The sequence below is a fragment of the Shinella fusca genome (genome assembly GCF_014203155.1).
Lineage (GTDB): Bacteria > Pseudomonadota > Alphaproteobacteria > Rhizobiales > Rhizobiaceae > Shinella > Shinella fusca.
This window is the reverse complement of the sequence record NZ_JACHIK010000014.1, coordinates 68,834-95,300: the sequence shown is the minus strand read 5'-3', so window position 1 is coordinate 95,300 and position 26,467 is coordinate 68,834. Positions and strand designations below refer to the sequence as shown.

Genomic DNA, 26,467 nt, shown 5'->3' with positions numbered 1-26,467 from the left:
CGGGGACTGGAATGCCGATATCGAACTCCGCGTTCGTGCGGTCAACGATCGTGCTTCTGATTGCGGGCATCATCGCGCTGCTCGGCATCGTCGGCACGTCGCTCTGGCTCGTCCATAAGGTGCAGGACTATTTCACCAGCTATATCGAGGTGCGCGAGGCGCGCAGCGCCGCCAGCGACCTCCTCTCCACCCTGAAGGACCTGGAAACCGGCCAGCGCGGCTTCGTCATCACCGGCGATCAGGCCTTCCGCGGCCCGTACGACGCCGCGCTCAAGGCGGTGGCGGAACGCCAGGCCGTGCTTGCCGAGAAGGTCGCCGGCTTCCCCGAATATGCCAGGCACATGCCGGAGATCGAGAAGCTGGTGGCCGCCAAGCTGGATGAGCTTGCCGACACGGTCGCGGCCATCGAGCAGGGCCGTCCGGCCGACGCGGCCGCGCAGGTCAAGAACGACCGCGGACGCGTGATCATGGACCAGTTGCGCGCCCGGCTCGGCGAGATCACGGCCGATGCCGACCGCCGCATGGAGGAGGGCGTTACCGATACGCTCCGGTCGGCCGGCGCCCTGCAATGGACGACGGTGATCGGCGCCATCGCCATCATCGCCGTGCTCGGCGGGGCGATTGTCGTCATCGCCCAATATACCCGCGACATCATCGTCGCCCGGCGCGAGGTGGAGATGCTGAACGCCACGCTGGAAAAGCGGGTGGACGAGCGGACGGAGGAGCTGATCCGCGCCAACCAGGAGGTCCAGCGCTTCGCCTATATCGTCACGCACGACCTGCGCGCGCCCCTCGTCAACATCATGGGCTTCACCAGCGAATTGCAGGCCTCGCTCGCTTCCATCCAGGCCTATGTGCTCGCCGACGATAAGGCGCCGAGCGAGAGCGACATCCTGGAGGCGCGCCGCGCGGCTTCGGAAGACCTGCCGGAGGCGATCGGCTTCATCCGCTCCTCGACCAAGAAGATGGACGGCCTCATCAACGCCATCCTGAAGATCTCGCGCGACGGGCGGCGGGAGCTCAAGGTCGAGCGGGTGGACCTCAAGGCGCTCGCCGAGGCGGGTGCGGCGGCCGTCGGCCATCAGGTCGGCGAATCCGACGGCATCGTCGTCGTGGACGACACGCTGCCGACCGTCGTCTCCGACCGGCTCTCGCTGGAGCAGGTCTTCGGCAACCTCTTCGACAACGCCATCAAATACCGCATGCCCGACCGGCCGCTGCGCATCTCCATCAGCGCGCGCAATACCGGCCGCGCGGGCTTCGTCATCGAGTTCACCGACAACGGCCGCGGCATCGCGGCGGAGGACCACGAGCGCGTCTTCGAGCTTTTCCGCCGCTCCGGCGCGCAGGACAGGCCCGGCGAAGGCATCGGCCTTGCGCATGTGCGTTCACTGATGCGCAATCTCGGCGGTGATATCGTCGTTCGATCCGAACTCGGGCAGGGGACGACCTTCGTGCTTCGTCTGCCGCCCGACCTCAGCAAGGTAGTCAGGAGTATGCAGGCATGAACGGTCTCGGCAAGGAAGTCACCATCGTCATGGTCGAGGACGACGAGGGCCACGCGCGCCTCATCGAGAAGAACATCCGCCGCGCGGGCGTGCACAACGAGGTCGTGCCCTTCACCAACGGCACGGAAGCGCTCGATTTCGTGCTGGGCAAGGACCGAACGGGCCTTGCGAGCGCCGGCAAGTTCCTGCTGATCCTGCTCGACCTCAACCTGCCGGACATGTCGGGCATCGACATCCTGCAGAAGATCAAGTCAAACACCCATACCAAGCGCCTGCCGGTCGTCATCCTCACGACGACGGACGACGAGCGCGAGATCCAGCGCTGCTACGATCTCGGCGCCAATGTCTACATCACGAAGCCGGTCGAATACGAGAGCTTCGCCCACGCGATCCGCCAGCTCGGCCTCTTCTTCTCCGTGATCCAGATACCCGAGACCCACTAAATGAAGGAAGGCCCTCATCGCATTCTCTATATCGACGACGACCCGATCCTCGCGCGGCTCGCCCAGCGCGCGCTCGGCCGTCTCGGCTACGAGGTGCTGCATGCCGAGGACGTGGAGCGCGGCCGCGAACTGCTCGCGGCGGGCGGCTTCGATGCGGTCGTGCTGGATCATTTCCTCAAGGCCGGAACGGGCCTGTGCTTCCTCAAGGAACTGGTCGGCGCGCCGGATGCGGTGCCGGTCGTCTACGTGACGGGCTCGAACGACGCGCAGGTCGCCGTCGAGGCGCTGAAGGCGGGCGCGGCCGACTATGTCATCAAGTCGGTCGGCGACGATTTCATGCCGCTGCTTGCCAATGCGCTCGGGCAGGCGCTGGAGAACGCCGCGCTGAAGCGCGCCAAGCTGCGCGCCGAGCAGGAGATCCGCGCGGCCAAGGAGCGCGCCGAGGTGCTGCTGGCGGAGGTGAACCACCGCGTCGGCAATTCGCTGGCGCTCGCCGCCGCCCTCATCCGGCTGCAGATGTCGAGCGCGTTCGACGCGGCGGTCCGCGAGGCGCTTGCCGAAACGCAGGCGCGCATCACCGCCATCGCCGGCATCCATCGCCGTCTCTACACCTCCGAGGACGTGCGCCACGTCGACATGGGCGCCTATCTCGCGACCCTCCTTTCCGAGCTCGATACGTCCATGGCGGGGCAGGGCCACAACGTGCGCCTCACCCGCACGCTGGAGCCGCTGAAGGTTCCGACGGACCGCGCCGTCTCGCTCGGCGTCATCGTCACCGAACTCGTCACCAACGCCTTCAAATATGCCTATGGCGATGCCGGCGGCGAGGTGCGCGTCGGCTTCACGCGGCTCGATGCGGAGAACGCGCTGCTCTTCGTCGAGGACGACGGCATCGGCTGGCGGGGCGAGGGCCCCGTGCAGGGCACGGGCCTCGGCTCCAAGATCATCGGCGCCATGGCGACGAGCCTCGACAGCCGCCTCGACTACGCCGACCGCCCCGCCGGCACGCGCGCCGAACTGCTGGTTCGCATGACGGAGCCGCCCCGGCCGGCATAGGCTTCGCCGCAACGCCCCACCGCACGCCATGCGAAAGACCCGGATGCGCTAACATCCGGGTCCCGGTAAGCCGCGCCGGCCTAGCGGCAGGTGCGGATCTTCTTGACGACGAGGTTGCCGTAGTAGTCGTAGGAAACGACCTTCTTGACGAAGCAGTGCTGCTGGTAGCCGTAGCTGTAGTAGCCGGCCTCGGAGGGCGTGGCGAAGGAAACGGCGGCGATGGCGGCGGAAACGATGATCTTGCGCATGGGTCTCTCCTGATCTCTTCGGGATGAGCCTCTCTCATCCGGTGATTGGAATGTCCCACATCGCCCCATCCGGCGCTGTCTCCCAGGGAACAGGCACGAAAATGCCCCCTCGGCAGGGCCGAAGGGGCATGAAGGGATCGTCCGGCGAAGGCGGGTCAGGCCGCCTTCTTCGTCTCCGGGGCGAAGCGGGTGTAGAAGGTCTCGCCCTTGGCGGCCATGTCCTTCAGGAGCGGGGTCGGCTGGAAGTGGTCGCCGTATTTCGTGGCGAGCTTCTCGCACAGCGCCACGAAGGTCTTCACGCCCATGCCGTCGATGTAGGACAGCGTGCCGCCGGTATAGGGCGCGAAGCCGAAGCCGAGGATGGAGCCGACATCGGCCTCGCGCGGATCGGTGACGATGCCCTCTTCCATGGTGCGGGCCGCTTCCAGCGCGATGGTGGCGAGGAGGCGTTCCTTCAGCACCTTGACGTCGACATCCTCCGGCTTGATCTGCGGATAGAGGTCCTTGAGGCCCGGCCACAGCTTCTTCCTGGCGGGCTTCGGCGGGTAGTCGTAGAAGCCTTTTCCAGCCTTGCGGCCGAGGCGGCCTTCGCCTTCCACCAGCTTCGTCACCAGCTCCATGTGGCGCGGGTCGACGGACTGGGGCCCGAGATCGGCGATGGAGGCCTTGAAGATCTTGTAGGAAAGGTCGACGGCGACCTCGTCGTTGAGCGCGAGCGGGCCGACCGGCATGCCGGCCATCTTGGCGGCATTCTCGATCATCGCCGCCGGCACGCCCTCGATCAGCATGTCGTAGGCCTCGGCCATGTAGCGGAAGACGCAGCGGTTGACGTAGAAGCCGCGCGTGTCGTTGACGACGATCGGCGTCTTCTTGATGGCCGCGACATAGTCGAGTGCGGTGGCGAGCGCCTTGTCGCCCGTCTCCTTGCCGAGGATCACTTCCACCAGCATCATCTTGTCGACCGGCGAGAAGAAGTGGATGCCGATGAACTGGTTCGGGCGCTTGGAGTTCTTCGCAAGGCCGGTGATCGGCAGGGTCGAGGTGTTGGAGGCGAGGATGGCATCCTCGCGCAGCACGGCCTCGATCTTCTCCGTGACCTCCTTCTTGACGGTGCGATCCTCGAAGACGGCCTCGATGACGAGGTCGGCATCGGCAAGGCTCGCATAGTCCGGCGTCGGGGTGATGAGGGACAGCAGCGTCTCGCCGTCCTCCTTCGACATGCGGCCCTTGCCGATGGCGCCGGTGACGAGGCCCTCGGAATGGGCCTTGCCCTTGTCGGCAGCTTCCTGGTCGCGGTCGATCAGCACGACCGGGATGCCGGCGGCGGCGGTGACATAGGCGATGGAGGCGCCCATGAAGCCGGCGCCGACGACGGCGACCTTCTTGAACTCCGATTTCGGAACGCCGGCCGGGCGGCGCGCGCCCTTGCCGAGTTCCTGCATGGAGATGAACAGCGACCGGATCATCGAGAAGGCTTCGGTCGTCTGGAGGATATGGGTGAAGTAGCGCTGCTCGATCCTCAGCCCCGTCTCGAAGGGCACCTGAAGGCCCTCATAGACGCATTTGAGGATGGCGAGGGCACCCGGATAGTTGCCGGCGGTCTCGCGGCGCAGGATTGCGGGTGCTGCCGGCCAGAGCTGGGCGGAAGCGGGCGTCCAGATGCCGCCGCCGGGAGCCTTGAAGCCCTTTTCGTCCCACGGCTGGACGGGCTTGAGACCGTCCTTGATCATCTGCTTCGCCGCCGGGATGAGCTGGTCGGGCTCGACCACCTGATGGACGAGGTTCATCGCCTTGGCGCGCGCGCCCGTCAGCGAGGAGCCGGTGGTCATCATCTGGAGGGCGTCCTGCGCATTGGCGAGGCGCGGCACGCGCTGGGTGCCGCCGGCCCCGGGGAAGATGCCGACCTTGACCTCGGGAAGCGCGATCTTGACCGACTTGGCGTTGGAGGCGACACGGCCGTGGCAGGCGAGCGACATTTCGAACGCGCCGCCCATGCAGGTGCCGTTGATGGCTGAGACCCAGGGCTTGCCGCAGGTTTCCAGCTTGCGGAAGAGCCAGGTCATGCGGCCGGTGGCGTCGAACAGTTTATGTACGGCGGTCGCCGGATCGGCGGCTTCGGCTTCCTTCAGGAGATCGAAGCTCCCCTTGATCATGGAAAGGTCCGCGCCGCCGGAGAAGGAGGACTTGCCGGAGGTGATGACGACGCCCTTGACGGCGCTGTCGGCGACGACCTGGTCGATGATCCTGTCCAGCTCGTCCATCACCTCCACGGTGAAGACGTTCATCGACTTGTCCGGCATGTCCCAGGTGACGAGCGCAATGCCGTCTGCGTCGGTCTCGATGGAAAAGTTCTTGTAGCTCATGATGGGATTCCTCTTCCCTGAAATCTATCTGGCTTCACACGCTATCCTCTCCTCCGTCATGGTCGGGCTTGACCCGACCATCCAGCTCCGGGCGATGGATCCTCGGGTCAAGCCCGAGGATGACGGCCAGAGAGGGCGTGGCTTGCCTTTCTCAGACCCGTTCGACGATCGTCGCCGTGCCCATGCCGGCGCCGATGCAGAGCGTGACGAGGGCGGTGTTGAGGTCGCGGCGTTCCAGCTCGTCGAGCACGGTGCCGAGGATCATCGCGCCGGTCGCGCCGAGCGGGTGGCCCATGGCGATGGCGCCGCCGTTGACGTTGATCCTGTCGTGCGGGATGTCGAAAGCCTGCATATAGCGCAGCACGACGGCGGCGAAGGCTTCGTTCAGCTCGAAGAGGTCGATGTCGGAGAGCGTCATTCCGGTGCGGGCGAGCAGCTTTTCCGTGACGTCGACCGGGCCGGTCAGCATCAGCGCCGGATCGGAGCCGATATTGGCGAAGGCCTTGATGCGGCCACGCGCCTTCCTGCCGAGGATCGCGCCGCCTTCCTTTGAACCGAGGAGGACGGCGGCGGCGCCGTCGACGATGCCGGAGGAATTGCCGGCATGGTGGACGTAGTTGATGCCCTCGATTTCCGGATGGGCCTGGATGGCGACGGCCTCGAAGCCGCCCATCTCGCCGGGCATCTGGAAGGAGGGCTGGAGCTGGGCGAGGGCCTGCATGTCGGTGCCGGGGCGCATGTGCTCGTCACGGTCGAGGATGGTAAGGCCGTTGATGTCCTTCACCGGGATCACGGAATTCGTGAAGTAGCCCTTTTCCCAGGCATGGGCGGCGCGCTTCTGGCTCTCGACGGCATAGGCGTCGACGTCGTCGCGCGAAAAGCCGTATTTGGTGGCGATGAGGTCGGCCGAAACGCCCTGCGGCATGAAATAGGCCGGGAAATTGACGGACGGGTCCATGAACCATGCGCCGCCCGACATGCCGAGGCCGACGCGGGACATGCTCTCCACGCCGCCGGCGACGACGAGGTCGTCCGCCCCTTGCGCGATCTTCGCCGCGCCGAAATTCACGGCGTCGAGGCCGGAGGCGCAGAAGCGCGAGATCTGCATGCCCGGCGCCTTGGTGGAATAGCCGGCCTCGAAGGCGGCGGCCTTGGGGATGACGGCGCCGGCATCCATGACGGGGTCGACGCAGCCCATGATGATGTCGTCGACCTTCTCCGTGTCGAGCCCGTTGCGGTCGCGCACGGCTTCGAGAACCTTGGCGGCGAGGCGAACGGACGGCACTTCGTGCAGCGAGCCGTCCTTCTTGCCGCGCCCGCGCGGGGTGCGCACATGATCGTAGATGAAGACGTCGGTCATTCTCTTCTCCCTGGCGGCGCGGTGGCGCCTAGAATTCCTGCAATTGCCTGCGACGGATGCCCCTCATCCGCCTGCCGGCACCTTCTCCCCGCAGGCGGGGCGAAGGGACTGCGTGACTTGCGACTGTACTCCCTCGCCCCGCTTGCGGGGAGAGGGCTGGGGTGAGGGGCAAAGCGTCAGAACGCTTCGGCGGCCAATTCCATCGTCGTGTCGGCGCCCGCTTCGATGCGGGTCTTGCGCAGCGCGGTTTCCGGCATCAGGCGCTCCATGAAGAATTTTGCCGTCACCAGCTTGTTCTTCAGGAAATCCTCGCGCTCGCCCGCGCCGGCCGCAAGGCCTTCCTCGGCGGCTTTCGCGATCCTCGCCCACATGTAGCCGACGACGACGAGGCCGAAGAGGTGCATGTAGTCGGTCGAGCCGGCGCCGGCATTGTCGGGCTTGGCCATGGCGTTCTGCATGAACCACATGGTTCCGGCCTGAAGGTCGTTGAGGCCCTTCTTGAGGTTCTTGGTGAAGAAGGAGAGCTTCTCGTCGCCCCGGTTCTCCTCGCAGAAATCGCCGATCTCCTTGAAGAGGGCCATGACGGCGCGCCCGCCGTTCATGCCGAGCTTGCGGCCGACGAGGTCGAGCGCCTGGATGCCGTTGGCGCCCTCGTAGATCATCGCGATGCGCGCGTCGCGAACATACTGGCTCATGCCGTGCTCTTCGATATAGCCGTGGCCGCCGAAGACCTGCTGGGCCATGACGGCATGGTCGAAGCCCTTGTCGGTGAGCACGCCCTTGAGGATCGGGGTCATCAGGCCGAGAATGTCGTCGGCCGCCTGGCGCTCCTTCTCGTCGCTGGCGCGGTGGGCGATGTCGGACTGGAGCGCCGTCCAGAGCGTGAAGGCCCGGCCGCCCTCCGTCCAGGCCTTGATGGTCATCAGCGCGCGGCGGATGTCGGGATGGACGATCAGCGGGTCGGCCTTGCCGTTCGGGTTCTTGACGCCGGAGAGCGAGCGGCCCTGAAGGCGCTCGCGGGCGTAATTGGCGGCGTTCTGGTAGGCGATTTCGGCGATGGAGAGGCCCTGCAGGCCGACGCCGAGGCGGGCCTCGTTCATCATCACGAACATGGCGTTGAGGCCCTTGTTCTCCGGGCCGATGAGGAAGCCCTTCGCCTCGTCGTAGTTCATGACGCAGGTGGCGTTGCCGTGGATGCCCATCTTGTGCTCGATGGCGCCGCAGGAAACGGAATTGCGCGTCCCCGGCGTGCCGTCGTCCTTGAGGAGGAACTTCGGCACGATGAAGAGCGAGATGCCCTTGGTGCCTTCCGGCGCGCCCTCGATGCGGGCAAGCACCAGATGCACGATGTTCTCCGACATGTCGTGCTCGCCGGCGGAGATGAAGATCTTCTGGCCGGAGATCTTGTAGGAGCCGTCGGCCTGCGGCACGGCCTTGGTGCGCAGGAGCCCGAGGTCGGTGCCGCAATGGGGCTCCGTCAGGTTCATGGTGCCTGTCCAGGTGCCTTCCACCATCTTCGGCAGGTAGGCGGCCTTCTGCTCGTCCGAGCCATGCACGAGGATCGCGGCGATCGCGCCCTGCGTCAGGCCCGGATACATGGTGAGCGCCATGTTGGCAGACGACATGTATTCGCCGACGGCGGTGTGCAGCACATAGGGAAGGCCCTGGCCGCCGAATTCCTCCGGCACGGCAAGGCCGATCCAGCCGCCCTGCCGGTAGAGATCGTAAGCCTCCTTGAAGCCTTTCGGTGTCGTCACCGTGGCGTCGTCGTGGCGCACGCAGCCTTCCTGGTCGCCGGAAAGGTTGACCGGGAACAGCACCTCCTCGGCGAGCTTGGCCGCCTCGCCGGCAATCGCCTCCACCATGTCCCCCGTCGCGTCGGCAAAGCCCGGCAGGTTGTTGTAGCGCTCCAGCGCCAGAACGTCGTTCAGGATGAAAAGCGTGTCATTCACGGGGGCCTTGTAGATCGGCATGTCTCGCGTTCCTCACCTATGCCGCGGACAAAGTCCGCTCCTTGGGGATGGATACTATAAAACTTTGACGTTTGCGTAAACGTCAAAACGTGCATGCGGCAAAAAATTCGTCGGGAGGGGGCGGAGGCGTGCGGTCCTTGAGCGGGCGCTGGCGCCGGTCGCTGCGCAATGGCGGGCCGCTTGTCCGTCCGGGTTCCAGTCTATGAGCAAATCGTTAAAAAATTTCCGAGGCGGTTAACGCGCTGTTTACCATGTTTCGTGAATTGTGACGCCTGAGAGCGTGGGATCGGGAATCATGTCGGCGCCCTTAGTGCCGCCGGGGCGGATGCGCCGGCCGGAACAGGGACGATACTTTCTCCCCGCCACCCATGGACGAAGGGCGCAGCCGCCGGGCGGCGCCCGCAAAAGTATCTCCCGGCAGGCCGATGGCCGCCAAAGCGAGGCGAAGATGAACGGATCGCGAAACCCGCAACGTCACGGCGAACGCTCTTCGCTCGACGCGCTCAATCGCACCATCGAGGGGCTGGAAGCCCGCATCGAGGGGCTGATGGCGAACGGGCGGGACATGCGCGGACGCAGCGAGGAGCGCTTTGCGCCGCGCGCCGAGCCAATCCGCCACGAGCCCGCCCGCGCCGTTCCGCTGCGCGACGACCCGGTCTCCGAGATCATGCAGCGCCAGCGCGCCATCGACGGCAGCCGCGAGCGCGTCGCCCAGCGCCTGGAACGCGAGCGCCGGCCTTCTTCCTTCGACCACCACGCCGCCGCCCAGCAGGCGCAGGCCGCCTATGGCAGCGCGCCGGTCCGCACTGAGGGGAATGTCGAGGACATCGCAAGGGCGCTCGTATCGCTGCGCCAGGACCTCAAGAAGGATATCGCCGACGGGCTGGAGCGCGAGATGCAGACGCTGCGCGCCGAGATCCGCGGCATCCGCCAGACGGCGGAGGGCCGCGGCAGCAACGATGACCTGCGCGAGGAGCTGCACCGGCTTTCCGCCGGCATCAGCCAGCTCGGCCGCCAGTCCGGCCAGACCGAAGGCCTGCGCGTCGAGTTCGACGAGTTGCGCTCCGTGCTGGACGGCCTTGCCCGCGAGGATTCCGTGCGCCGCATGGAGGACCGCTGGAACGGCGTCGAGCAGAAGCTTTCCGCCTTCGACCAGACGCGCGACGACGAGCTGGTGGCGCTCGCCTACCGGCTCGACGAGCTGAAGAACCAGATCGGCACGATGAGCGCGACACCCGCGATCCGCGCGCTGGAGAACAAGATCGAGGCCGTCGCGCAGTCGGTCGACATGCTCGGCCGCCATGGCGAGCCGGACGGCGGGCGCCTCGCCTCGGCCGTCGCCTCGCAGTTCGAGGGGCTGGACGCCCGCCTCGACGAGATCAGCCGCGCCATTGCCGCCGCCGGCCGCATGCAGCAGTCCTCCTCGGCCGACCATTCGACGATGCAGCGCCTCGAAGCGCGCATCGCCGACCTTGCCAGCCAGCTCGACCTCATCGCCCGCCGCCCGGCGCCTGCGCAGGACCAGGGCCTTTCCGCACGCATCGAGGCGCTGGCGGACCGTATCGAGGACCTGTCGCACGAGCGCGCCGCGCTGAGGCTCGAGGAGCGCATCGAACAGCTCTCGCTGATGCTGGAGCAAAGCCATCACGCCGCGCCCGCCATGGCGGGCGGCGACGCGCTTGCCGACTACCTCTCCGACATTTCCCGCAAGATCGACGCGCTCGACCAGGGCAGCGTCAACGGCGAGCTTGCCGAACGGCTCGACGCACTCGCCCGCCGCATCGACAATCTCGACGCGCCCGTCGGCAGCCCCTTCCAGGAAGACCGCTTCTCGCACATCGAGGGCCGCCTTTCGGCGATCGCCGACCGGCTGGACGCGACGCGCACGGCCCCGGCCGGCGACCATGAGGCGCTGCGCGGGCTCGAGGCGCAGATCGCCCATCTCTCCACGCTGATCAACACGCCCTCCGCCTCTGCCGCCGTTCCCTCGGAATTCGAGAACCGCCTCGCGACGGTCGAGGACTACATGGCGACCAATGACGAATACATCGTCGAGGCCGCCCGCCAGGCGGCCGAAGCCGTGATGGAGGCCTACCGTCATGCCGGACCGACCGCCGCGGCCCATACGGACATGGAAGCCATTGCCGGCCTTGCCGGGGACCTGCGCGCGCTGGAGGAGATGACCCGCTCCAGCGAGGAACGCACGGCCCGCACCTTCGATGCGCTGCACGACACGCTGGTGCAGATCGCCGGCCGCCTCGAACAGCTCGACGCCCCGCGCGAAAGCTTCGGCCGGCGCGAGCCCGCCATGCCGCGCGCCGAAATGCCGGCCATGGATGTCGGCCGGGATGCCGCGCCGTCCACCGGTCTCGGCATCAACGACTACCCTTTCGAGGATGACGGCTTCGGCGCTGCGCCCCGCCGCCCCATCGAAGCTGCGCCTGCCGAGGAGAAAAGCCGCTTCGCCGAGATCGAGGTGGAGCACATCCCCGCGCCCGAGCGCTTCGATGCCGTCGACGACGCGGCGGTCGAGGCCATGGCGCTCGCCGGCTACGATGAGGAGGAGGCACAGCCGAAGAGCGGCCTTCTCGCCGGCCTGAAGCGCCGCTTCGCCCCCGCCCGCAAGGAAACGGCCCCGCAGGCCGAGCGCCGCCAGATCGACCCCACGCCCTCGATCGACCCCGTCGACGAACTGGCGCCGGAAGAGGCCAACCAGCTTCTGGAGCCCGGCTCCGGCGTGCCGGACGTCCGCCGCATCCTGGAGCGCGTGCGCGCCGGGCAGGCTTCCGGCAACCGCGCCGGCGCCGGCAACGACGCCGACAAGGCGGACTACATCGCCGCCGCCCGCAGGGCCGCAAAGCTCGCCGCCGAGGAAGCCGACAGCGTCTCGCGCATCGCGCCGGCGAAGAAATCCGAAAAGCTGGCAAAGCCGGGCAAGGGCGAAGCCTCTCCCTCCGCCTTCGTGCGCCACCGCCGCCCGATCCTGCTGGCCGTCGGCGCCGTGCTTCTGGCGATCATGTCCTATCCGCTCGTGAGCACGCTGCTGACCGGCGAGGATGCGCCCGTGCTCGTCGAGCAGACCGCCGTGGCCGGCAGCGAGGAGAAGCCTGCGGAAACGGCGACCGCCGCCGACAAGGCCGTTACGGCAGACGTCGCCGCCGCCCCGGTCGCCGGGGAAAAGGCGATTGCCGATCCGCTCGTCGCCGAAGATGCGGGCGGGCCGGCGCTTTCCGGCACGCAGGAAAAGGCAGAAGCGCTGACGGCCTCCGCCAAGGATGCCGGTATCGTCACGTCGCCGGCTTTGACCGCGGACAACGCGACCGCCGGCTTCGAGCCGCTGGCAACGCCGGACACGGCCAGGGACGCCTCAGTCGAGAAGGCGCCGGCAAGCGAAGCGCAGGTGGCGGCGATCACCGTTCCGGACGCGATCACCCCGGCCTCGCTCTCCAAGGCGGCGAGCGAAGGCGATCCGCTGGCGCTCTTCGAGATCGGCGCGCGCTATACGGAAGGCCGCGGCGTTGCCACCGACCTCAAGGAAGCCGCCCGCTGGTACGCGCTTTCGGCCGACCGCGGCTTCGCGCCGGCCGAATACCGCCTCGCCAACCTCTACGAGAAGGGCCAGGGCGTCGACCTCGACCTCGACCGCGCGCGCCGCCTCTACGAGACGGCCGCCGAAAAGGGCAATGCGAGCGCCATGCACAACCTCGCCGTCCTGCTGGCGACCGGCACCGGCGAAGCGACGCCGGACTTTGCCGGCGCGGCGAAATGGTTCCAGAAGGCCTCCGAGCTCGGCGTGCGCGACAGCCAGTTCAACCTCGCCATCCTCTATGCGCGCGGCAACGGCGTGAAGCAGGACCTCGAGGAATCCTACAAGTGGTTCGCCATCGCCGCCCGCGACGGCGACCGGGACGCGGCGGAAAAGCGCGACGAGGTGGCGAACGCCATGAAGCCCGAGCAGCTTGCGGGCGCCAAGGCCAAGGCGGAGCTGTGGAAGGCCGCGCCGCTCGACGACAAGGCGAATGCGGCGGACATGCCCGACGAATGGGTCGGCAAGCCCGCCAAGACCGCCAGCATCGACATGAAGAAGGCGATCCGCAACATCCAGGCCATCCTCAACAACAACGGCTTCGATGCCGGCGCGCTGGACGGCGAGATGGGCAAGAAGACGGTCGGCGCCATCAAGGCGTTCCAGAAGTCCGTTGGCCAGAAGGAGACCGGCGAGATCGACGATGCGCTCGTCAACGAGCTTCTGAAGCGCAACAAGCAGCCGGGCTGACCGCTCGAACGCCGGAGAAGCCCCGCAAAGCGGCTTCTCCGGTTGACTCGCCCGGCGCCGGCGGGCATGACGCTCCATAGAAAAACCACAAGTCGTCTCAAGATGATATCCGTTCGACAGACGTTATCATCCATGAGGACGGCAACGGCACGCCGGATCGGCGGGCCGACATGACCGATCCTTGCATGATGCAAGGCGCGACCGGCCGGAGGAGGGGCTCCCTTCTTGCGACCGGGCGCTTTCGTGTATCTGCGACCCGCCGAGGAAAGCAGCCGCGGCGGCGGGGAAAAACGGGTGAGAGCGACTGCCGGATAAGCCCGCCAGGGCGGAAAATTTTGCCGATCGGGGTATCGTTGTGACTGTCTACCTGCCCATTGCAGAGCTTTCGGTGAATATCTTCATCATTCTCGGCATGGGTGCGGCCGTCGGTTTCCTTTCCGGCATGTTCGGCGTCGGCGGCGGCTTCCTCATCACGCCGCTCCTCATCTTCTACAACATCCCCCCGGTCGTTGCGGTGGCCACCGGCGCCAACCAGGTCGTCGCCTCGTCGATCTCCGGCGCGCTCTCGCATTTCCGTCGCGGCACGCTGGACGTCAAGCTCGGCACGGTGCTGCTGGTCGGCGGCCTTGCGGGGGCGACGGTCGGCATCTGGATCTTCTCGCTCCTGCGCAGCCTCGGCCAGCTCGACCTCGTCATCTCGCTGCTCTACGTGGTGCTTCTCGGCACCGTCGGCACGCTGATGCTGCTCGAAAGCATCAGGGCGCTGCGGCGCGCGGCCGCCAACCAGCCCGTCTCGCTGCGCCGGCCCGGCCAGCACAACTGGGTGCACCGGCTGCCGCTGAAGATGCGCTTCAAGAAGTCGAAGATCTATCTTTCGGTCATCCCCGTGGTGGGCCTCGGCTTCGGCATCGGCATCCTCACCTCCATCATGGGTGTCGGCGGCGGCTTCATCATGGTACCCGCGATGATCTATCTCCTGCGCATCCCGACCAACGTGGTGGTCGGCACCTCGCTGTTCCAGATCATCTTCGTCACGGCCTATACGACCGTCGTGCAGGCGACGACCAACTATTCCGTCGACATCGTGCTCGCCTTCATCCTGATGGTGGCGGGCGTCATCGGGGCGCAATACGGCGTGCGCGTCGGCCAGAAGCTGCGCGGCGAGCAGTTGCGCGCGCTGCTGGCGCTGCTCGTGCTGGCCGTCGGTGCCCGCCTTGCCGTCGACCTCGTCGTCACGCCGGAGGACATCTATTCCATCGTCAGCGAGGGGGTCTACCGATGAGAGCGGTCGCTGCCCTCTGCCTCGTCATCGGCCTTGCCGTGCCTGCGCTCGGATGGGCGCAGGAGGACAAGCCGGCGGAGTTTCCCGAAAAGCTCGAGATCGGCATCTCCACCGACGAGATCGCCATTTCCTCGGATTTCCGCGGCGCGGACCTGACGATCTTCGGCGCCATCGAAGGCTACGATCCGTCCCTGCTCGCCCAGAGCAAGTACGATATCGTCGTGGCGCTGGAAGGACCGAAGGACAACAACACCGTGCGCGTGAAGGAGCGCATCTTCGGCATCTGGGTCAACCGGCGCTCGATGACCTTCGAGCTGGTGCCGGAATCCTATTCGCTGTCGAGCACGCGGGATGTGGAGACCATCGCCGCGCCGCCCGTCCTCAACGGCGTCGGCGTCGGCATCCAGCATATCCGGCTGTCGCCCGTCGGCTATCTCGGCGACGGCAGCAACCTTACCGAATTCCGCGACGCCTTCCGGCGCCTCAAGGAAAGCGGCGGCTTCTACCAGCGCGATCCGGGCGGCGTGCAGTTCATCAGCGCCAGCCTCTTCAAGGCGACGGTGAAGCTGCCGGCCAACGTGCCGAACGGCACCCATGTCGTGCGCGCGCATCTCTTCCGCGACGGCGTCTTCATCGCGGAAAAGGCCCTGCCGCTGCGAGTCATGAAGACCGGCATCGAGCAGATGATCTCCAACGCCGCCTATAACCAGTCCTTCGCCTACGGCGCCTTCTCGGTGATGCTGGCGGTGCTGACGGGCTGGCTCGCCAGCGTCGTCTTCCGCAAGGACTGATCAGCCGGCGGCCTCGGCCCGCCGCCGCGCGACGGTGGCCTCATAGGCCGCGCGCAGTTCGCCGAAGACCGAGCGGGCGGGCTGCGGCTGCCCCATATGGATGGCGCGCAGCTCCTCCATGAAGGCTTCCCACATGGCCGGCCCGCCCTCTTCGAGCAGTTCGGCGCGGATCGACAGCTCCTCCGTCACCGGCAGGAAGCGGCGGCCCCAGGCGCCCATCGCGGCGAAGACGGGCACGAGGGCGATGCCCATCTCGGTGAGGCTGTAGAGCGCCTTCTGCTTGTGGCTCGGATCGTCCGCCTTCGTGACGAGACCCCGGTCGACGAGGCGGCGCAGGCGATCGGCGAGGATGTTCGAGGCGATACCCTCCTCCGATTTCGTCAGAAGCTCGCGGAAATGGCGGCGGTTGCCGAACATCATGTCGCGCAGCACGATCAGGCTCCAGCGATCCCCGAGCACTTCGAGCGTCAGGTTGATCGGGCAGCCGGAACGGTGGGTGTCTTTCATGCGGGGTCTCCAGAACTGCTTGCAGGATACAAGCGGTCTTGAGGCCCGTCAGCCCCTGAGATTGGAAAAGCGCACCGAATAGATGCGGTCGCGGCCCATCATGTGGGCGATGAGGTTCTGCTTTTCGAAAAGCCCGGTCATCGCCTTGTGGCGAAGGTCGAGGCCGCCGCTCATGAGGCCGAAGGCGGGCATCAGGAGGCGCCGTCCGTCGGTGGCGAAGCAGGGGCGGCGCACCGCCTTCTCGCGGCGGATGACGGTAGCGGCGGGGTGGAGATGCCCGGCGATCTCGCCGGCGGGGGAGACAAGCGACGGCTCGTGCCGGAAGGCAAGGCCGGCATAGTGCAGTTCGTCGGCGAACTGGCCGGGCAGGTCCACGGTGCCGTCCGGATCGTGGTTGCCGTTGATCCAGATCCAGTCGCGCCCGCGCGCCAGGTCCGCAATCTTCGTGCGGAATATCTCCGGCAGGTGGGCGGAGCCGACGCGGTCGTGGAAATTGTCGCCGAGGCTGACGACGATGGCGGGGTCGTGGCGGGCGATGACGGCCTCCAGAACCTTCAGCGTGGCGAGCGTATCGTAGGGCGGGAGCATCATGCCGCGGCGGGCGAAGGCGGCGCCTTTTTCGAGGTGAAGGTCCGAGACGACGAGGAGGCGCGTTTCCGGCAGGTAAAGCGCGCCGAGCGGATCGCACATGGCCTCGACCCCGGCAACGACGGTGCGTGCCGACACGGTGCCGAAATCCTCGATCTCCATCGATGCGAGTGCCAGTCTCTGCATGCGCCTTCGTGTTCCTCTAGATGCCGGCCTCGCCCATCGCTTCGGCGATCAGGTCTTCCGCCGCTTCCGCCAGCAGGAAATCCTGCGCCTCGCCCGCCACCGTCTCCCTGCCGATCTCCAGCATGATCGGCACGGCGAGCGGCGAGATGCGGGTGAGCCGCCGATGGGTGATATGGCCCTTGATTCGCGCCAGCATATCGCCCAATCGCTGAATATCCAAAAGCCCCGCCGCCGCATCGGCGCGCGTGGCTTCGAGGAGGATATGGTCCGGCTCGTGGCTGCGCAGCACGTCGTAGATGAGGTCGGCGGAAACGGTGACCTGCCGCCCGGTCTTTTCCTTGCCCGGATGGCGCTGCTCGATAAGGCCGGCAATCACGGCGCAATTGCGGAAGGCGCGCTTGAGCATGAAGCTCTCGTCGAGCCAGGCTTCGAGGTCGTCGCCCAGCATGTCCTCGTCGAAGAGGTTTTCCAGCGACGGGCGCTCGACGGCGAAGGAATAGCCGAGATCGTCCAGCGCCCAGATGGCGAGCGAATAGTCGGTGGCGACGAAGCCGAGCGGCCGGCGGCCGGCGCGCTCCAGCCGGCGGGTGAGCAGCATGCCGAGCGTCTGGTGCGCAAGCCGCCCCTCGAAGGGGTAGGCGACCATGTAATGCCGGCTGCCGCGCGGAAAGGTCTCGATCAGGAGCTCGTCGCGCTTCGGCAGGCTGGAGACGTCGCGCTGGAGGGCGAGCCAGTCGCGCACCTGGTCGGGCAGCTCGCCCCAGCGGGCGGGATCGTCCAGCATCGAGCGCACCTGATCGGCGAGATAGGTGGAGAGCGGGAACTTGCCGCCGGCATAGGCCGGCACCTTCGGATCGAGCGAGAAGGCCTGGGAGACGAGGCATTCGTTCTCGCGGATACCCTCGAAGCGCAGCACCTTGCCGGAGAAGAGGAAGGTGTCGCCGGGCGAGAGCATTTCGAGGAAATATTCCTCGACCTTGCCGAGCGAGGCCCCGCCGCGCCCGACCGCGCCCTTCGCGCCGCGTTTCACCATGCGCACGTTCAGCATCGGCATCTCGACGATGGTGCCGAGGTTGAGGCGGTATTGCTGGGCGATGCCCGGATTGGAGACGCGCCAGAGGCCGTCTACGGTCTTGCGGATGCGGGCATAGCGCTCGTAGGTCTTCAGCGCATAGCCGCCGGTCGCGACGAACTGGACGATGCGGGCGAATTTCTCCCGCGGCAGCCCGGTATAGGGGGAGGCGGTGGTGATCTCGGCAAAGAGATCGTCTTCGTCGAAGGGCGCTGCGCAGGCCATGCCGAGAACATGCTGGGCGAGGACATCGAGCGTGCCGTGGCCGACCGGCGGCGTGTCCTGCGCGCCGAGATAGTTGGCGTCGAGCGCGGCCTGGCACTCCATCACCTCGAAGCGGTTGGCCGGCACGAGGATGGCACGGCTCGGCTCGTCCATGCGGTGGTTGGCACGGCCGATCCGCTGGGCAAGGCGCGAGGCGCCCTTCGGCGCGCCGACATGGATGACGAGGTCGACGTCGCCCCAGTCGATGCCGAGATCGAGCGTCGAGGTGGCGACGACGGCGCGCAGCCGGTTCTCCGCCATGGCCTGCTCCACCTTGCGGCGCTGGCCGACATCGAGCGAGCCGTGGTGCAGCGCGATGGGCAGCGTGTCCTCGTTGATGGCCCAGAGCGCCTGGAAGAGGATTTCCGCCTGGCTGCGCGTGTTGACGAAGAGGAGCGCCGTCCTGTGCGCCTTGATCGCCTCGTAGACCTCGGGCATGGCGTATTTGGCCGAATGGCCGGACCACGGCACGCGCTCCTCGCTTTTGAGGATGGTGATGACGGGCTTCGCCCCGCCCGGCGCGGTGACGAGGCCGGCGTGGCTCTCCCCGTCGGGAGACTGCGCGACCAGCCAGCGGCGCAGGTCCATCGGCTCGGCGACGGTGGCCGAAAGGCCGATGGTCCTGAGGCTGGGCGCAAGGCGGCGCAGGCGCGCAAGGCCGAGCGAGAGCAAATGCCCGCGCTTGGAGGTGACGAGCGAATGCAGCTCGTCGAAGATCACGTATTTCAGGTCCTTGAAGAAGCGCTCGGCCTCGCCGTTGGCGATGAGGAGGGCGACCTGCTCGGGCGTCGTCAGGAGGATGTCCGGCGGGTTGAGGCGCTGGCGCTGGCGCTTGGCCTGCGGCGTGTCGCCGGTGCGCGTCTCGATGGTGATCGGCAGGCCCATCTCCGAGACGGGCTTCGTCAGGTTGCGCTCGATATCGACGGCAAGCGCCTTCAGCGGCGAGATGTAGAGCGTGTGGACGCCGGTGAAGGCCGAGCCGGGCGGGATCTTTCCGCGCCGCGTGAGGTCCGTGAGGGCCGGCAGGAAGCCGGCGAGCGTCTTGCCGGCGCCGGTGGGAGCGATGAGGAGCAGGCTTTCGCCGGCGCTAGCGCGGGACAGCAGCTCCATCTGGTGGGCGCGCGGCCGCCACCCCTTGCTCTCGAACCAGTCGGCGAAGGGGGCGGGCAGGAGGGCGGGGCCGGCGGCGGAATCGATGGTGCTCACCCGCCTAAGCTAGTGACGGCCGGCCGAATGTGAAGCGGCCCTCACGAAAATTCACATGGCGATATAGCGGTCGGCGCGGTGGTTTATGGTGAGGAAGAGGTTCAGCACCAGCGCGCCGACGACCGAGCAGAGCACGATGAAGGGCGCGGCGACGGAAAAGGCCGCCACCAGCACCACGAGGTCGAAGGCGAGCTGAACGAGGCCGGCGCGCATGCCGAAACGATCCTGCAGGTAGACGGCCAGCACGCCGACGCCGCCGAGGCTCGCCCGATGGCGGTAGAGGCCGAGCAGGCCGAAGCCGAGCAGGATGCCGGCCAGCACCGCCGTCCACATCGGGTCGATGCTCTCGATGCGCACGAAATGCGGCTGGAACTCGGTGATGAGCGAGGTCAGCGAGACGGCGAGGATGGTCTTCAGCGTGAAGGCCCAGCCGAGCCGCTTCAGCGCGAGGATGTAGAACGGGATATTCACGACGGTGTAGTAGAGGCCGAAGCTGACGCCCGTGAGGTAATGCAGCACGAAGGCGACGCCCGCCGTGCCGCTCGCCACCAGACCGGCGCTGCCCATCAGCGCGAGGCCGAGCGCGGCGATCATGCTGCTGGCGAAGATGCCCTGCACGTCCTCCAGCGGCGTATGACGGGTGGGGATTGAGTTCCAGAAGCCGAAACGCCGCTTTTCGCCGTCCATGCCTGATCTCCGAAGGTCCTATGTCGTTGTAAGGCGCGCCGTATCGGGCGCAAGCGCTATCCCTGCCGGCGCGCCAGAAAAAGCAGGCCATGCACCGGCTGGCCGGCATCCTGCCGGATGACGCTCTTTTCCATGGCCACGGGGTCGAAGCCGCTTTCTTCCATCTTCCGGCGGATGAAGGCCTCGGGATGGGCATAGCGCAGTGAGGGGCGCAGCACCGGTGCGTCGCCCGCCCCGCCGTCCTCGACGGAAAAGGCGAAGAGCCCGCCCGGCCTTGCAAGACGCGCAACGCTCGGGAAGACCTCGGCAAGGTCGCCGAGATACATGAGGACGTCGGCGGCGCTGACGAGGTCGGCACGCTTTTCCCCTGCCTCCGTGAAGAGGCCGCTTGCCTCCGCGGCAAGCGAAAGATCGGCCTGTGCGAGGTGGTCGTAGACTTGCTTCTCCTCCGCTTTCGCCAGCATGCCGGCGGAAAGGTCGAAGCCTTCGAGCCGGCCGGCATGGGCGCGGATCTCGACGCCGAAGAGGCCCGTGCCGCAGCCGATGTCCGAGACGAGGCCGAAATGCGCATCCTTGCCCGCATGGCTCAGCACGAGGCGGGCGAGCGTCTGCGGAACGGTATAGTCCAGCTTCTTGACGAGGGCGGTGTCGAAGCGCTCGGCATAGTCGTCGAAGAGCCGTTCGACATAGGGCGTCGGCGGGGCGGCAGGGGCCTCGGCGGCGCCGAGCACGGCGAGCTTCAGGCTGGCGCCGAAGATGTCGGTAGGATCGAGCGCCATGACCTTTTCGAGCGCGGCGGCGGCTGCCTCCTTGCGGCCTGATTTCTCGGCATATTCGGCGAGCCGGAACCAGCCGGCCGCCCAGCCGGGCACCTGTTCCAGCGCCTGCTCCATGAGCTCGGCCGCCTCGGCGAACTCGCCCGATTGCGCGAACATGCGGGCATAGTCGGCGCGGCGGTCGGCGATGAGATCGCCGGAGGAAAAGTGCGTGCTCGTCATAGGCGGCTTTGAAACGGGAAAACTGGGCGGAGCTACATGGCAGGGCCGCGGCAAAACGCAAGCGAATTCTCGTATGCCGCCGTTCGCTTGCCGCGGGGGCGGCGACCGCTTATCTGGAAGAAACGAGACTTTTTGGAGAATCAGCCGATGTCGAATGGCGTGAACGGGTTCCTCGGCGACACGCCGATCCGCGTGATCATCAAGCTCCTGATCCTGTCGGTGACCGTGGGCTTCCTGATGTCGATCTTCGGGCTCTATCCGCAGGACATTCTCTTCGCCGTGCGCAATTTCGTGCTCGACCTGTGGAACACGGGCTTCAAGACGCTGGGCCGCCTCGGCGACTACCTCCTGCTCGGGGCCGTCATCGTCATTCCCGTCTTCATCGTCATTCGCCTCCTGAGCTATCGCCGCTGACCATGCTGTCCCGCCGAAACCTGCTTGCCGCCTCGGCGGCCTCCCTCGCCGCGCTTGCCGCCGGCTGCTCCACCACGAGCGTGCTCGCCCCGTCCGCCGGCACCGGCAGCGACGAGACGGCAGCCACGCTCGGCGCCATCAACCGGCTGCGGGCCGAGCACGGCCTGCCGGCGCTCGCCCTCGACAGGGCCGCGCAGCGGGCGGCGATGGACCAGGCGAGCCGCATGGCCGCGGCCGGCAGGATGGAGCACAATATCGGCTTCGGCGCGAATTTCCTGAAACGCATGAAGGGCATGGAGGTGGCGCTGCCGGCGGCCGAGAATATCGCGGCCGGGCAGGATAGCGCCGCGGACGCCTTCGAGGCCTGGCATCGTTCGCCGAAGCATCTGGAAAACATGCTCGGGTCGAGTTATCGCGGGCTCGGTGTCGCGGTGGTGCGCAACCCGGCCACGGGCAACCGGCCGTACTGGTCGATGGTGCTGTCGAGCTGAGCGGGAGAGGGGCTGCAAAGGCAGCGAGGGGCGGAAGCATGAGCGCAGCAACGATAGAGGAAAACGAGGGCGCCGGCCCCTTCGAGGTGACGCACCGGCTGGTGCTTTCCATCGCCATTCCCATGACGCTCGGCTTCCTGACGACGCCGCTGATCGGCCTGACCGACACGGCGGTCGCCGGCCGGCTCGGCTCGGCGGATGCGCTGGCCGGCATGGCCGTCGGCGCGGTGATCTTCGATCTCCTGCTCGGCAGCTTCAACTTCCTGCGCGCCTCGACGACGGGGCTGGTGGCGCAGGCCTTCGGCCGAGGCGACCGGCGCGAGGAGCAGGCGGTCTATTGGCGCTCGCTCGCCATCGCGCTCTGTTCGGGCCTTGCGCTCGCGCTGCTCTCGCCGTTCCTGCTTGCCGCCGGCCTCTTCCTGATGGCGCCGTCGCCCGGTGTTGCCGAGGTGACGACGGTCTATTTCTCGATCCGCGTCCTATCGGCGCCGCTGTCGCTCGCCAACTATGCGCTGCTCGGCTTCGTGCTGGGGCGCGGGCAGGGCATGACGGGGCTCTTCCTGCAGGCGGTCATCAACGGCGTCAACATCGTGCTGTCGATCGTCCTCGGCCTTGGGCTCGGCTGGGGCGTCGCCGGCATCGCATGGGCCGCCTTCACCGGCGAGACGGTGGGCATGCTCACCGGCCTCCTCCTCATCGTCTCGCGCTTCGACCGGAGGGAACGCCCGTCCCGCGCCGAGATCTTCGCGCGCGAGCGGATGCGGGCGCTGTTCTCGCTCAACCGGGACATCATGATCCGCACCTTCGTGCTGATCGGCGCCTTCGCCATCATGACGCGCATCGGCTCGTCCATGGGGCCGCTGGTGCTGGCGGCCAATGCGGTGCTGATGAACATCTTCCTCGTCGCCGGCTATTATCTCGACGGCATTGCCAATGCCGCCGAGCAGCTGGTCGGCCGCGCCTTCGGGGCGAATTTCCGCCCCGCCTTCGACCGGGCGGTCAAGCTCACCATGCTCTGGTCCTTCGGCCTCGGCGTCGTGACGACGCTGCTCTTCCTCCTCTTCGGCGAAAATATCATCGGCTTCCTGACGACGACGGAGAGCGTGCGGGCGGAGGCGGTGAAATACCTGCCCTGGGCGGCGCTGACGGCGATCACCGGCGCGCTTGCCTTCCAGATGGACGGGGTGTTCATCGGCGCGACCTGGTCGGCGGCCATGCGCAACATGATGCTGGCAGCCTTCGTCGGCTATATCGCCGCGATCGGCCTCTTCGTGCCGCTCCTCGGCAATCACGGGCTCTGGCTCGCGCTCAACCTGTTCCTGGCGTTCCGGGGGATTTTCCTTGCCCTGCGCCTGCCGGCGCTGGCGGGGCGGCAATTCGCCGTGGCGGGCCGGAGCTAGGCCCCGGCCCGGGCCGTTCAGAGCTGGGCGTCGATATCCCGCGCATCGAGCGGCTTTTTCGGGCGCGCGGGCTTCAACCGCGCGATGCGGTCGGGATTCTCGGCCGTCGGATTTTCCGGCACGGTGCCCGGCGGAAGCGCGTTGCGGGCAATGTCGGCCTTGCTGGCGCGCCCGGCCTCAGCCGGCGCATCGCCGGCCGTATCCTGGATTTCCGCCCGGGCGCGCAGCCAGTGCGAATATTCGCGACCTTCCGGACGGCCTTCTTCCTCCCATATTTCATGGGCCCTTTGGCGGATCCGTTCGTCGTGATCGTCCATCGTATCGTCCCTTCCTGGCCTTTTCGGCCGTTTCGGCGGGATCGGTGCAGGCTACCGTCGATGCGAACCGGCTTCTGCCGGCACTCCACCCGCTTGAAGGAAAACGCTGGCAGGGGACTGTGGTTCCCTCGTGACGATCAGAGCGGGCGGTCCGCCCAATGGGCGGTGCGGGTGCCGCGAAGCGCGGAAATCGAGGCGATCTGCTCACGATCACAAATGCGCGAGAGCCCGCTGACGATCTCGCCGGGAAGGCTCGGGCCGGCATAGACCATGCAGGAATAGAGCTGCACGAGGTCGGCCCCGGCGCGGATCTTCTCGGCCGCCGTCTCGGCGGAGGAGACGCCGCCGACGCCGATGATTGGCAGGCTCTCGCCGACGCGCTTGCGCATCCTGGCGAGCACCGCCGTCGATTTCTCGAAGAGCGGCCTGCCGGAAAGCCCGCCGGCCTCGCCCGCAAGGCGCGCATCGGAAAGACCCGCGCGCGACAGCGTCGTGTTGGAGACGATGAGCCCGTCGAGCGGATGGGAAAGGACGACCTCTGCGATGTCGTCGAGGCCCTCTTCGGTGAGGTCCGGCGCGATCTTGAGGAAGACGGGCACCTTGCGCCCGCTGCGCGTCTCCTCCCCGGCGCGGGCGGAAAGCACGGCGGAAAGCAGCGCGTGAAGGCTCTCCTTCGCCTGAAGGTCGCGCAGGCCCGGCGTGTTGGGCGAGGAGATGTTGGCGGTGAAATAGCGCGCGACGTCGTAGAAGGCGCGGATGCCCGCCACATAGTCGGCGATGCGGTCCTCGCTGTCCTTGTTGGCGCCGATGTTGACGCCGATCAGCGCATCGCGCCGGCAGGCCTTCAGCCGTTCGAGCGCGGCGGCATGGCCCTCGTTGTTGAATCCGAGGCGGTTGATGACGGCGTCGTCCGCGGCAAGGCGGAAGATGCGGGGTTTGGGATTGCCGGCCTGCGGGCGCGGCGTGACGGTGCCGATTTCCGTAAAGCCGAAGCCGAGGCGAAGGAGCGCTTCCGGCACCTCGGCATTCTTGTCGTAGCCGGCGGCCATGCCGAGCGGATTGGGGAAGGCGAGGCCCGCGACGGTCTGGGCAAGGCGCGGATCGGCCTTGGCCGGGCAGGCCGGCACCAGGCCGGTCTTCAGCGCGGCGATGGAAAGGCCGTGCGCCGTCTCGGGATCGAAGAGGAAGAGGCCCTTGCGGCCGAGGGTCGAGAGGAGCGACATCAGTTGGGCATCTCCGGAAACTGGTGGGCGCCGTCGTCTCCAAGCGGTAGCGGCTTTTCCCAAAGGACGGCGGAAAGCTGAAGGGCGGCATAAAGATGCGGGAAGAGATCGCCGCCGCGCGAGGGCTCGTAGACGAGCCTGTCGCCGAGCGCATCGCCGTCGACGGCGACGAGGAGGAGATCCTTCTGGCCGGCGAAATGGCGGGCGGCGGTCTCCTTTGCCTGGGGCGCGGTGGAGAAATGGATATAGCCGTCGGCAAGGTCGATGGCCGCGCCCTCGAAAATCCCGGCGTCCTTCGCATTTTGCCACAGACTTGCCGGAACGATCTTGTAGATTGTCTTGGCCATCTCGCCCGTTTCTCCCTTGCCTGCCGTCTTCAACGGTAGCGCTTGCCGCAAAGAACGGCGAATGTCCACCGGCGACAGGCTCGCAAAACGGCTCCTGGAGGATTTTGCATGCGAATTCGCTCTCTGCCCCTGATCTTCGTCGCCTCGCTGCTCGCAGGCTCGGCCCATGCCGAGGGCGAAGGCCGCTACCGCATGGAAAAGACCGATACGGGCCTCGTGCGGCTCGACACGGTATCCGGCGAGATCTCGCTTTGCCGGGAACAGGAAGGGCAGATCGTCTGCCGCATGGCCGCCGACGAGCGCGCGGCCTTCGAAAAGGAGCTGGATCTGCTCACGAAACGCGTCGAAGCCTTGGAAAAGGGCGGCGTTGCGAGCGGAACGGCGGCAAAACCCGCCTTGCCGACGGACGAAGAGATTGACCGGACCATGAGCATCATGGAAAGAATGATGCAGAGGTTCATGGGCATCGTGAAGAACCTGGAGGACGGCAAGGAGGAAACCGCCCCCGGGAAGGACGCGATCCCGCAGAAGACCTGACGGACCAGCCAGCGCCGGCCAGACCCGCGCCGCGGCCGTTACGAGGTCCACGAAGGTCTTCGTACTCCGGGGAGGGAGTGAATGGCATCGGCACTCACGATCATCATCGCGGATGACCATCCGCTGTTCCGCGGCGCGCTGAAACAGGCGCTGACCGGCATGGCGGGCAATCCGGATATCGTCGAGGCGGGGGATTTCGAGGCTGCGCGCAAGGCCGCCGCCGCCAACCCCAATGCCGACCTCCTGCTGCTCGACCTCGCCATGCCCGGCGTCAGCGGCCTTTCCGGCCTCATCTCGCTGCGCGCCGAGTTCCAGAGCCTTCCCGTCGTCATCGTCTCGGCGAGCGACGATCCGGCCACCATCCGCCGCGCGCTCGACCTCGGCGCCTCGGGCTTCATCTCCAAGTCGGCCTCCATCGAGGATATCCGCGAGGGGATCGGCTCGGTGCTGGAGGGCAATGTCTATACGCCCGGCGGCTATGTGCGCGGGGCCGAGCAGGACAGCGAGGTCGCCGACCTCATCGCCCGGCTGCGCACGCTCACCCCGCAGCAGTCGCGCGTGCTCGCCATGCTCGCCGAAGGCCTGCTCAACAAGCAGATCGCCTACGAGCTCGGTGTCTCCGAAGCCACCATCAAGGCGCATGTCTCGGCGATCCTTCTGAAGCTCAACGTCGACAGCCGCACCCAGGCGGTCATCCAGCTCGGCAAGATCGGAGCCGCGCAGGCCGCGGCCTGAGGTTTTGCTAGCCCTTCAAGCATAGTGGGCGTGATGCCCCCCTCTGGCCTGCCGGCCATCTCCCCCTCAAGGGGGGAGATTGGATGGAGCGCCGTTCCGCCCATCATCAGCGTTGTAGGTGAAGCAAGGCTCTTGCGTCTTGCTGATCTCCCCCCTTGAGGGGGAGATGCCCGGCAGGCCAGAGGGGGGTAACCT

The 26,467-nt window shown here is 67.0% G+C and carries 23 protein-coding genes; 11 read left to right on the top strand and 12 right to left on the bottom strand.

The window, feature by feature from the left end; all coding sequences use genetic code 11:
• Positions 1–50 precede the first annotated feature (50 nt).
• The 3 genes from HNQ66_RS18005 to HNQ66_RS17995 are packed head-to-tail and all read left to right on the top strand — an operon-like array spanning position 51 to position 3,007.
• On the top strand, positions 51–1,508 hold the full coding sequence (locus HNQ66_RS18005; RefSeq protein WP_343059547.1) for a sensor histidine kinase: 1,458 nt from the start codon (positions 51–53) through the stop codon (positions 1,506–1,508).
• Positions 1,505–1,951 (top strand): response regulator, encoded by a 447-nt coding sequence (locus tag HNQ66_RS18000; RefSeq protein ID WP_184145551.1) that lies wholly within the window; start codon positions 1,505–1,507, stop codon positions 1,949–1,951. Before HNQ66_RS18005 ends, HNQ66_RS18000 begins: the two co-directional genes overlap by 4 nt.
• Positions 1,952–3,007, top strand: coding sequence for a sensor histidine kinase (locus tag HNQ66_RS17995; RefSeq protein ID WP_184145550.1), 1,056 nt, complete (start codon positions 1,952–1,954; stop codon positions 3,005–3,007). It begins immediately after the preceding gene.
• A gap of 80 nt (positions 3,008–3,087) precedes the next feature.
• On the opposite strand, the gene HNQ66_RS17990 is transcribed toward HNQ66_RS17995, so the two are convergent.
• The 4 genes from HNQ66_RS17990 to HNQ66_RS17975 form a co-directional block, all read right to left on the bottom strand.
• Positions 3,088–3,255, bottom strand: coding sequence for a hypothetical protein (locus HNQ66_RS17990; RefSeq protein ID WP_184145549.1), 168 nt, complete (start codon positions 3,253–3,255; stop codon positions 3,088–3,090).
• A gap of 155 nt (positions 3,256–3,410) precedes the next feature.
• The gene (locus HNQ66_RS17985) at positions 3,411–5,621 is read right to left on the bottom strand and encodes an FAD-dependent oxidoreductase (RefSeq protein WP_184145576.1); all 2,211 of its coding nucleotides are present in this window, start codon (positions 5,619–5,621) and stop codon (positions 3,411–3,413) included.
• 148 nt (positions 5,622–5,769) lie between these two features.
• Complete coding sequence (locus tag HNQ66_RS17980) at positions 5,770–6,978, bottom strand: acetyl-CoA C-acetyltransferase (RefSeq protein ID WP_184145548.1); 1,209 nt, start codon at positions 6,976–6,978, stop codon at positions 5,770–5,772.
• A gap of 176 nt (positions 6,979–7,154) precedes the next feature.
• Positions 7,155–8,951: an acyl-CoA dehydrogenase C-terminal domain-containing protein gene (locus HNQ66_RS17975; protein WP_184145547.1), complete on the bottom strand. Its 1,797-nt coding sequence runs from the start codon at positions 8,949–8,951 to the stop codon at positions 7,155–7,157.
• Between the two features lie 448 nt (positions 8,952–9,399).
• Here HNQ66_RS17975 and HNQ66_RS17970 point away from each other — a divergent pair, with 448 nt between their 5' ends.
• The 3 genes from HNQ66_RS17970 (at position 9,400) to HNQ66_RS17960 (ending at position 15,300) form a co-directional block, all read left to right on the top strand.
• A complete protein-coding gene (locus HNQ66_RS17970; protein WP_184145546.1) occupies positions 9,400–13,227 on the top strand; it encodes a peptidoglycan-binding protein in 3,828 nt (1,275 codons plus the stop codon).
• Positions 13,228–13,582: 355 nt separating this feature from the next.
• A complete protein-coding gene (locus HNQ66_RS17965) occupies positions 13,583–14,509 on the top strand; it encodes a TSUP family transporter (RefSeq protein ID WP_184145545.1) in 927 nt (308 codons plus the stop codon).
• Positions 14,506–15,300: a TIGR02186 family protein gene (locus HNQ66_RS17960; RefSeq protein ID WP_184145544.1), complete on the top strand. Its 795-nt coding sequence runs from the start codon at positions 14,506–14,508 to the stop codon at positions 15,298–15,300. Before HNQ66_RS17965 ends, HNQ66_RS17960 begins: the two co-directional genes overlap by 4 nt.
• Here the strand turns inward: HNQ66_RS17960 and HNQ66_RS17955 are convergent, their stop codons facing one another.
• The 5 genes from HNQ66_RS17955 to HNQ66_RS17935 are packed head-to-tail and all read right to left on the bottom strand — an operon-like array spanning position 15,301 to position 20,808.
• Positions 15,301–15,807, bottom strand: a complete 507-nt coding sequence (locus HNQ66_RS17955; protein ID WP_184145543.1) for a winged helix-turn-helix transcriptional regulator — start codon at positions 15,805–15,807, stop codon at positions 15,301–15,303.
• 48 nt (positions 15,808–15,855) lie between these two features.
• Positions 15,856–16,581: a ligase-associated DNA damage response endonuclease PdeM gene (gene pdeM, locus HNQ66_RS17950; RefSeq protein ID WP_184145542.1), complete on the bottom strand. Its 726-nt coding sequence runs from the start codon at positions 16,579–16,581 to the stop codon at positions 15,856–15,858.
• A 16-nt stretch (positions 16,582–16,597) separates the two neighbouring features.
• Positions 16,598–19,123, bottom strand: coding sequence for a ligase-associated DNA damage response DEXH box helicase (locus HNQ66_RS17945; protein WP_184145541.1), 2,526 nt, complete (start codon positions 19,121–19,123; stop codon positions 16,598–16,600).
• Between the two features lie 51 nt (positions 19,124–19,174).
• Entirely contained in the window at positions 19,175–19,810 is a 636-nt protein-coding gene (locus tag HNQ66_RS17940) for a DUF6198 family protein (protein WP_184145540.1), read from the bottom strand.
• Positions 19,811–19,866: 56 nt separating this feature from the next.
• Entirely contained in the window at positions 19,867–20,808 is a 942-nt protein-coding gene (locus HNQ66_RS17935; RefSeq protein ID WP_184145539.1) for a class I SAM-dependent methyltransferase, read from the bottom strand.
• Between the two features lie 147 nt (positions 20,809–20,955).
• Between HNQ66_RS17935 and HNQ66_RS17930 the strand changes: the two genes are divergently transcribed.
• Genes HNQ66_RS17930 through HNQ66_RS17920 form a run of 3 tightly spaced genes read left to right on the top strand, consistent with a single transcriptional unit; the run spans position 20,956 to position 23,113 of the window.
• Positions 20,956–21,222, top strand: a complete 267-nt coding sequence (locus tag HNQ66_RS17930; protein WP_184145538.1) for a DUF6460 domain-containing protein — start codon at positions 20,956–20,958, stop codon at positions 21,220–21,222.
• A 2-nt stretch (positions 21,223–21,224) separates the two neighbouring features.
• The gene (locus tag HNQ66_RS17925) at positions 21,225–21,713 is read left to right on the top strand and encodes a CAP domain-containing protein (RefSeq protein WP_184145537.1); all 489 of its coding nucleotides are present in this window, start codon (positions 21,225–21,227) and stop codon (positions 21,711–21,713) included.
• 38 nt (positions 21,714–21,751) lie between these two features.
• The gene (locus tag HNQ66_RS17920) at positions 21,752–23,113 is read left to right on the top strand and encodes an MATE family efflux transporter (RefSeq protein ID WP_184145536.1); all 1,362 of its coding nucleotides are present in this window, start codon (positions 21,752–21,754) and stop codon (positions 23,111–23,113) included.
• Between the two features lie 17 nt (positions 23,114–23,130).
• Here the strand turns inward: HNQ66_RS17920 and HNQ66_RS17915 are convergent, their stop codons facing one another.
• From HNQ66_RS17915 to HNQ66_RS17905, 3 genes are all read right to left on the bottom strand, one after another.
• Positions 23,131–23,430 (bottom strand): DUF2934 domain-containing protein, encoded by a 300-nt coding sequence (locus HNQ66_RS17915; protein ID WP_184145535.1) that lies wholly within the window; start codon positions 23,428–23,430, stop codon positions 23,131–23,133.
• Positions 23,431–23,567: 137 nt separating this feature from the next.
• Complete coding sequence (locus HNQ66_RS17910; protein WP_184145534.1) at positions 23,568–24,653, bottom strand: quinone-dependent dihydroorotate dehydrogenase; 1,086 nt, start codon at positions 24,651–24,653, stop codon at positions 23,568–23,570.
• Complete coding sequence (locus tag HNQ66_RS17905) at positions 24,653–25,000, bottom strand: DUF952 domain-containing protein (protein WP_184145533.1); 348 nt, start codon at positions 24,998–25,000, stop codon at positions 24,653–24,655. The genes HNQ66_RS17910 and HNQ66_RS17905 overlap by 1 nt, the downstream gene beginning before the upstream one ends.
• A gap of 108 nt (positions 25,001–25,108) precedes the next feature.
• On the opposite strand from HNQ66_RS17905, the gene HNQ66_RS17900 reads away from it, so the two are divergent.
• Positions 25,109–25,537, top strand: coding sequence for a hypothetical protein (locus HNQ66_RS17900; RefSeq protein WP_184145532.1), 429 nt, complete (start codon positions 25,109–25,111; stop codon positions 25,535–25,537).
• Positions 25,538–25,618: 81 nt separating this feature from the next.
• Positions 25,619–26,272, top strand: coding sequence for a response regulator transcription factor (locus HNQ66_RS17895; protein ID WP_184145531.1), 654 nt, complete (start codon positions 25,619–25,621; stop codon positions 26,270–26,272).
• The last annotated feature ends 195 nt before the right edge of the window (positions 26,273–26,467 follow it).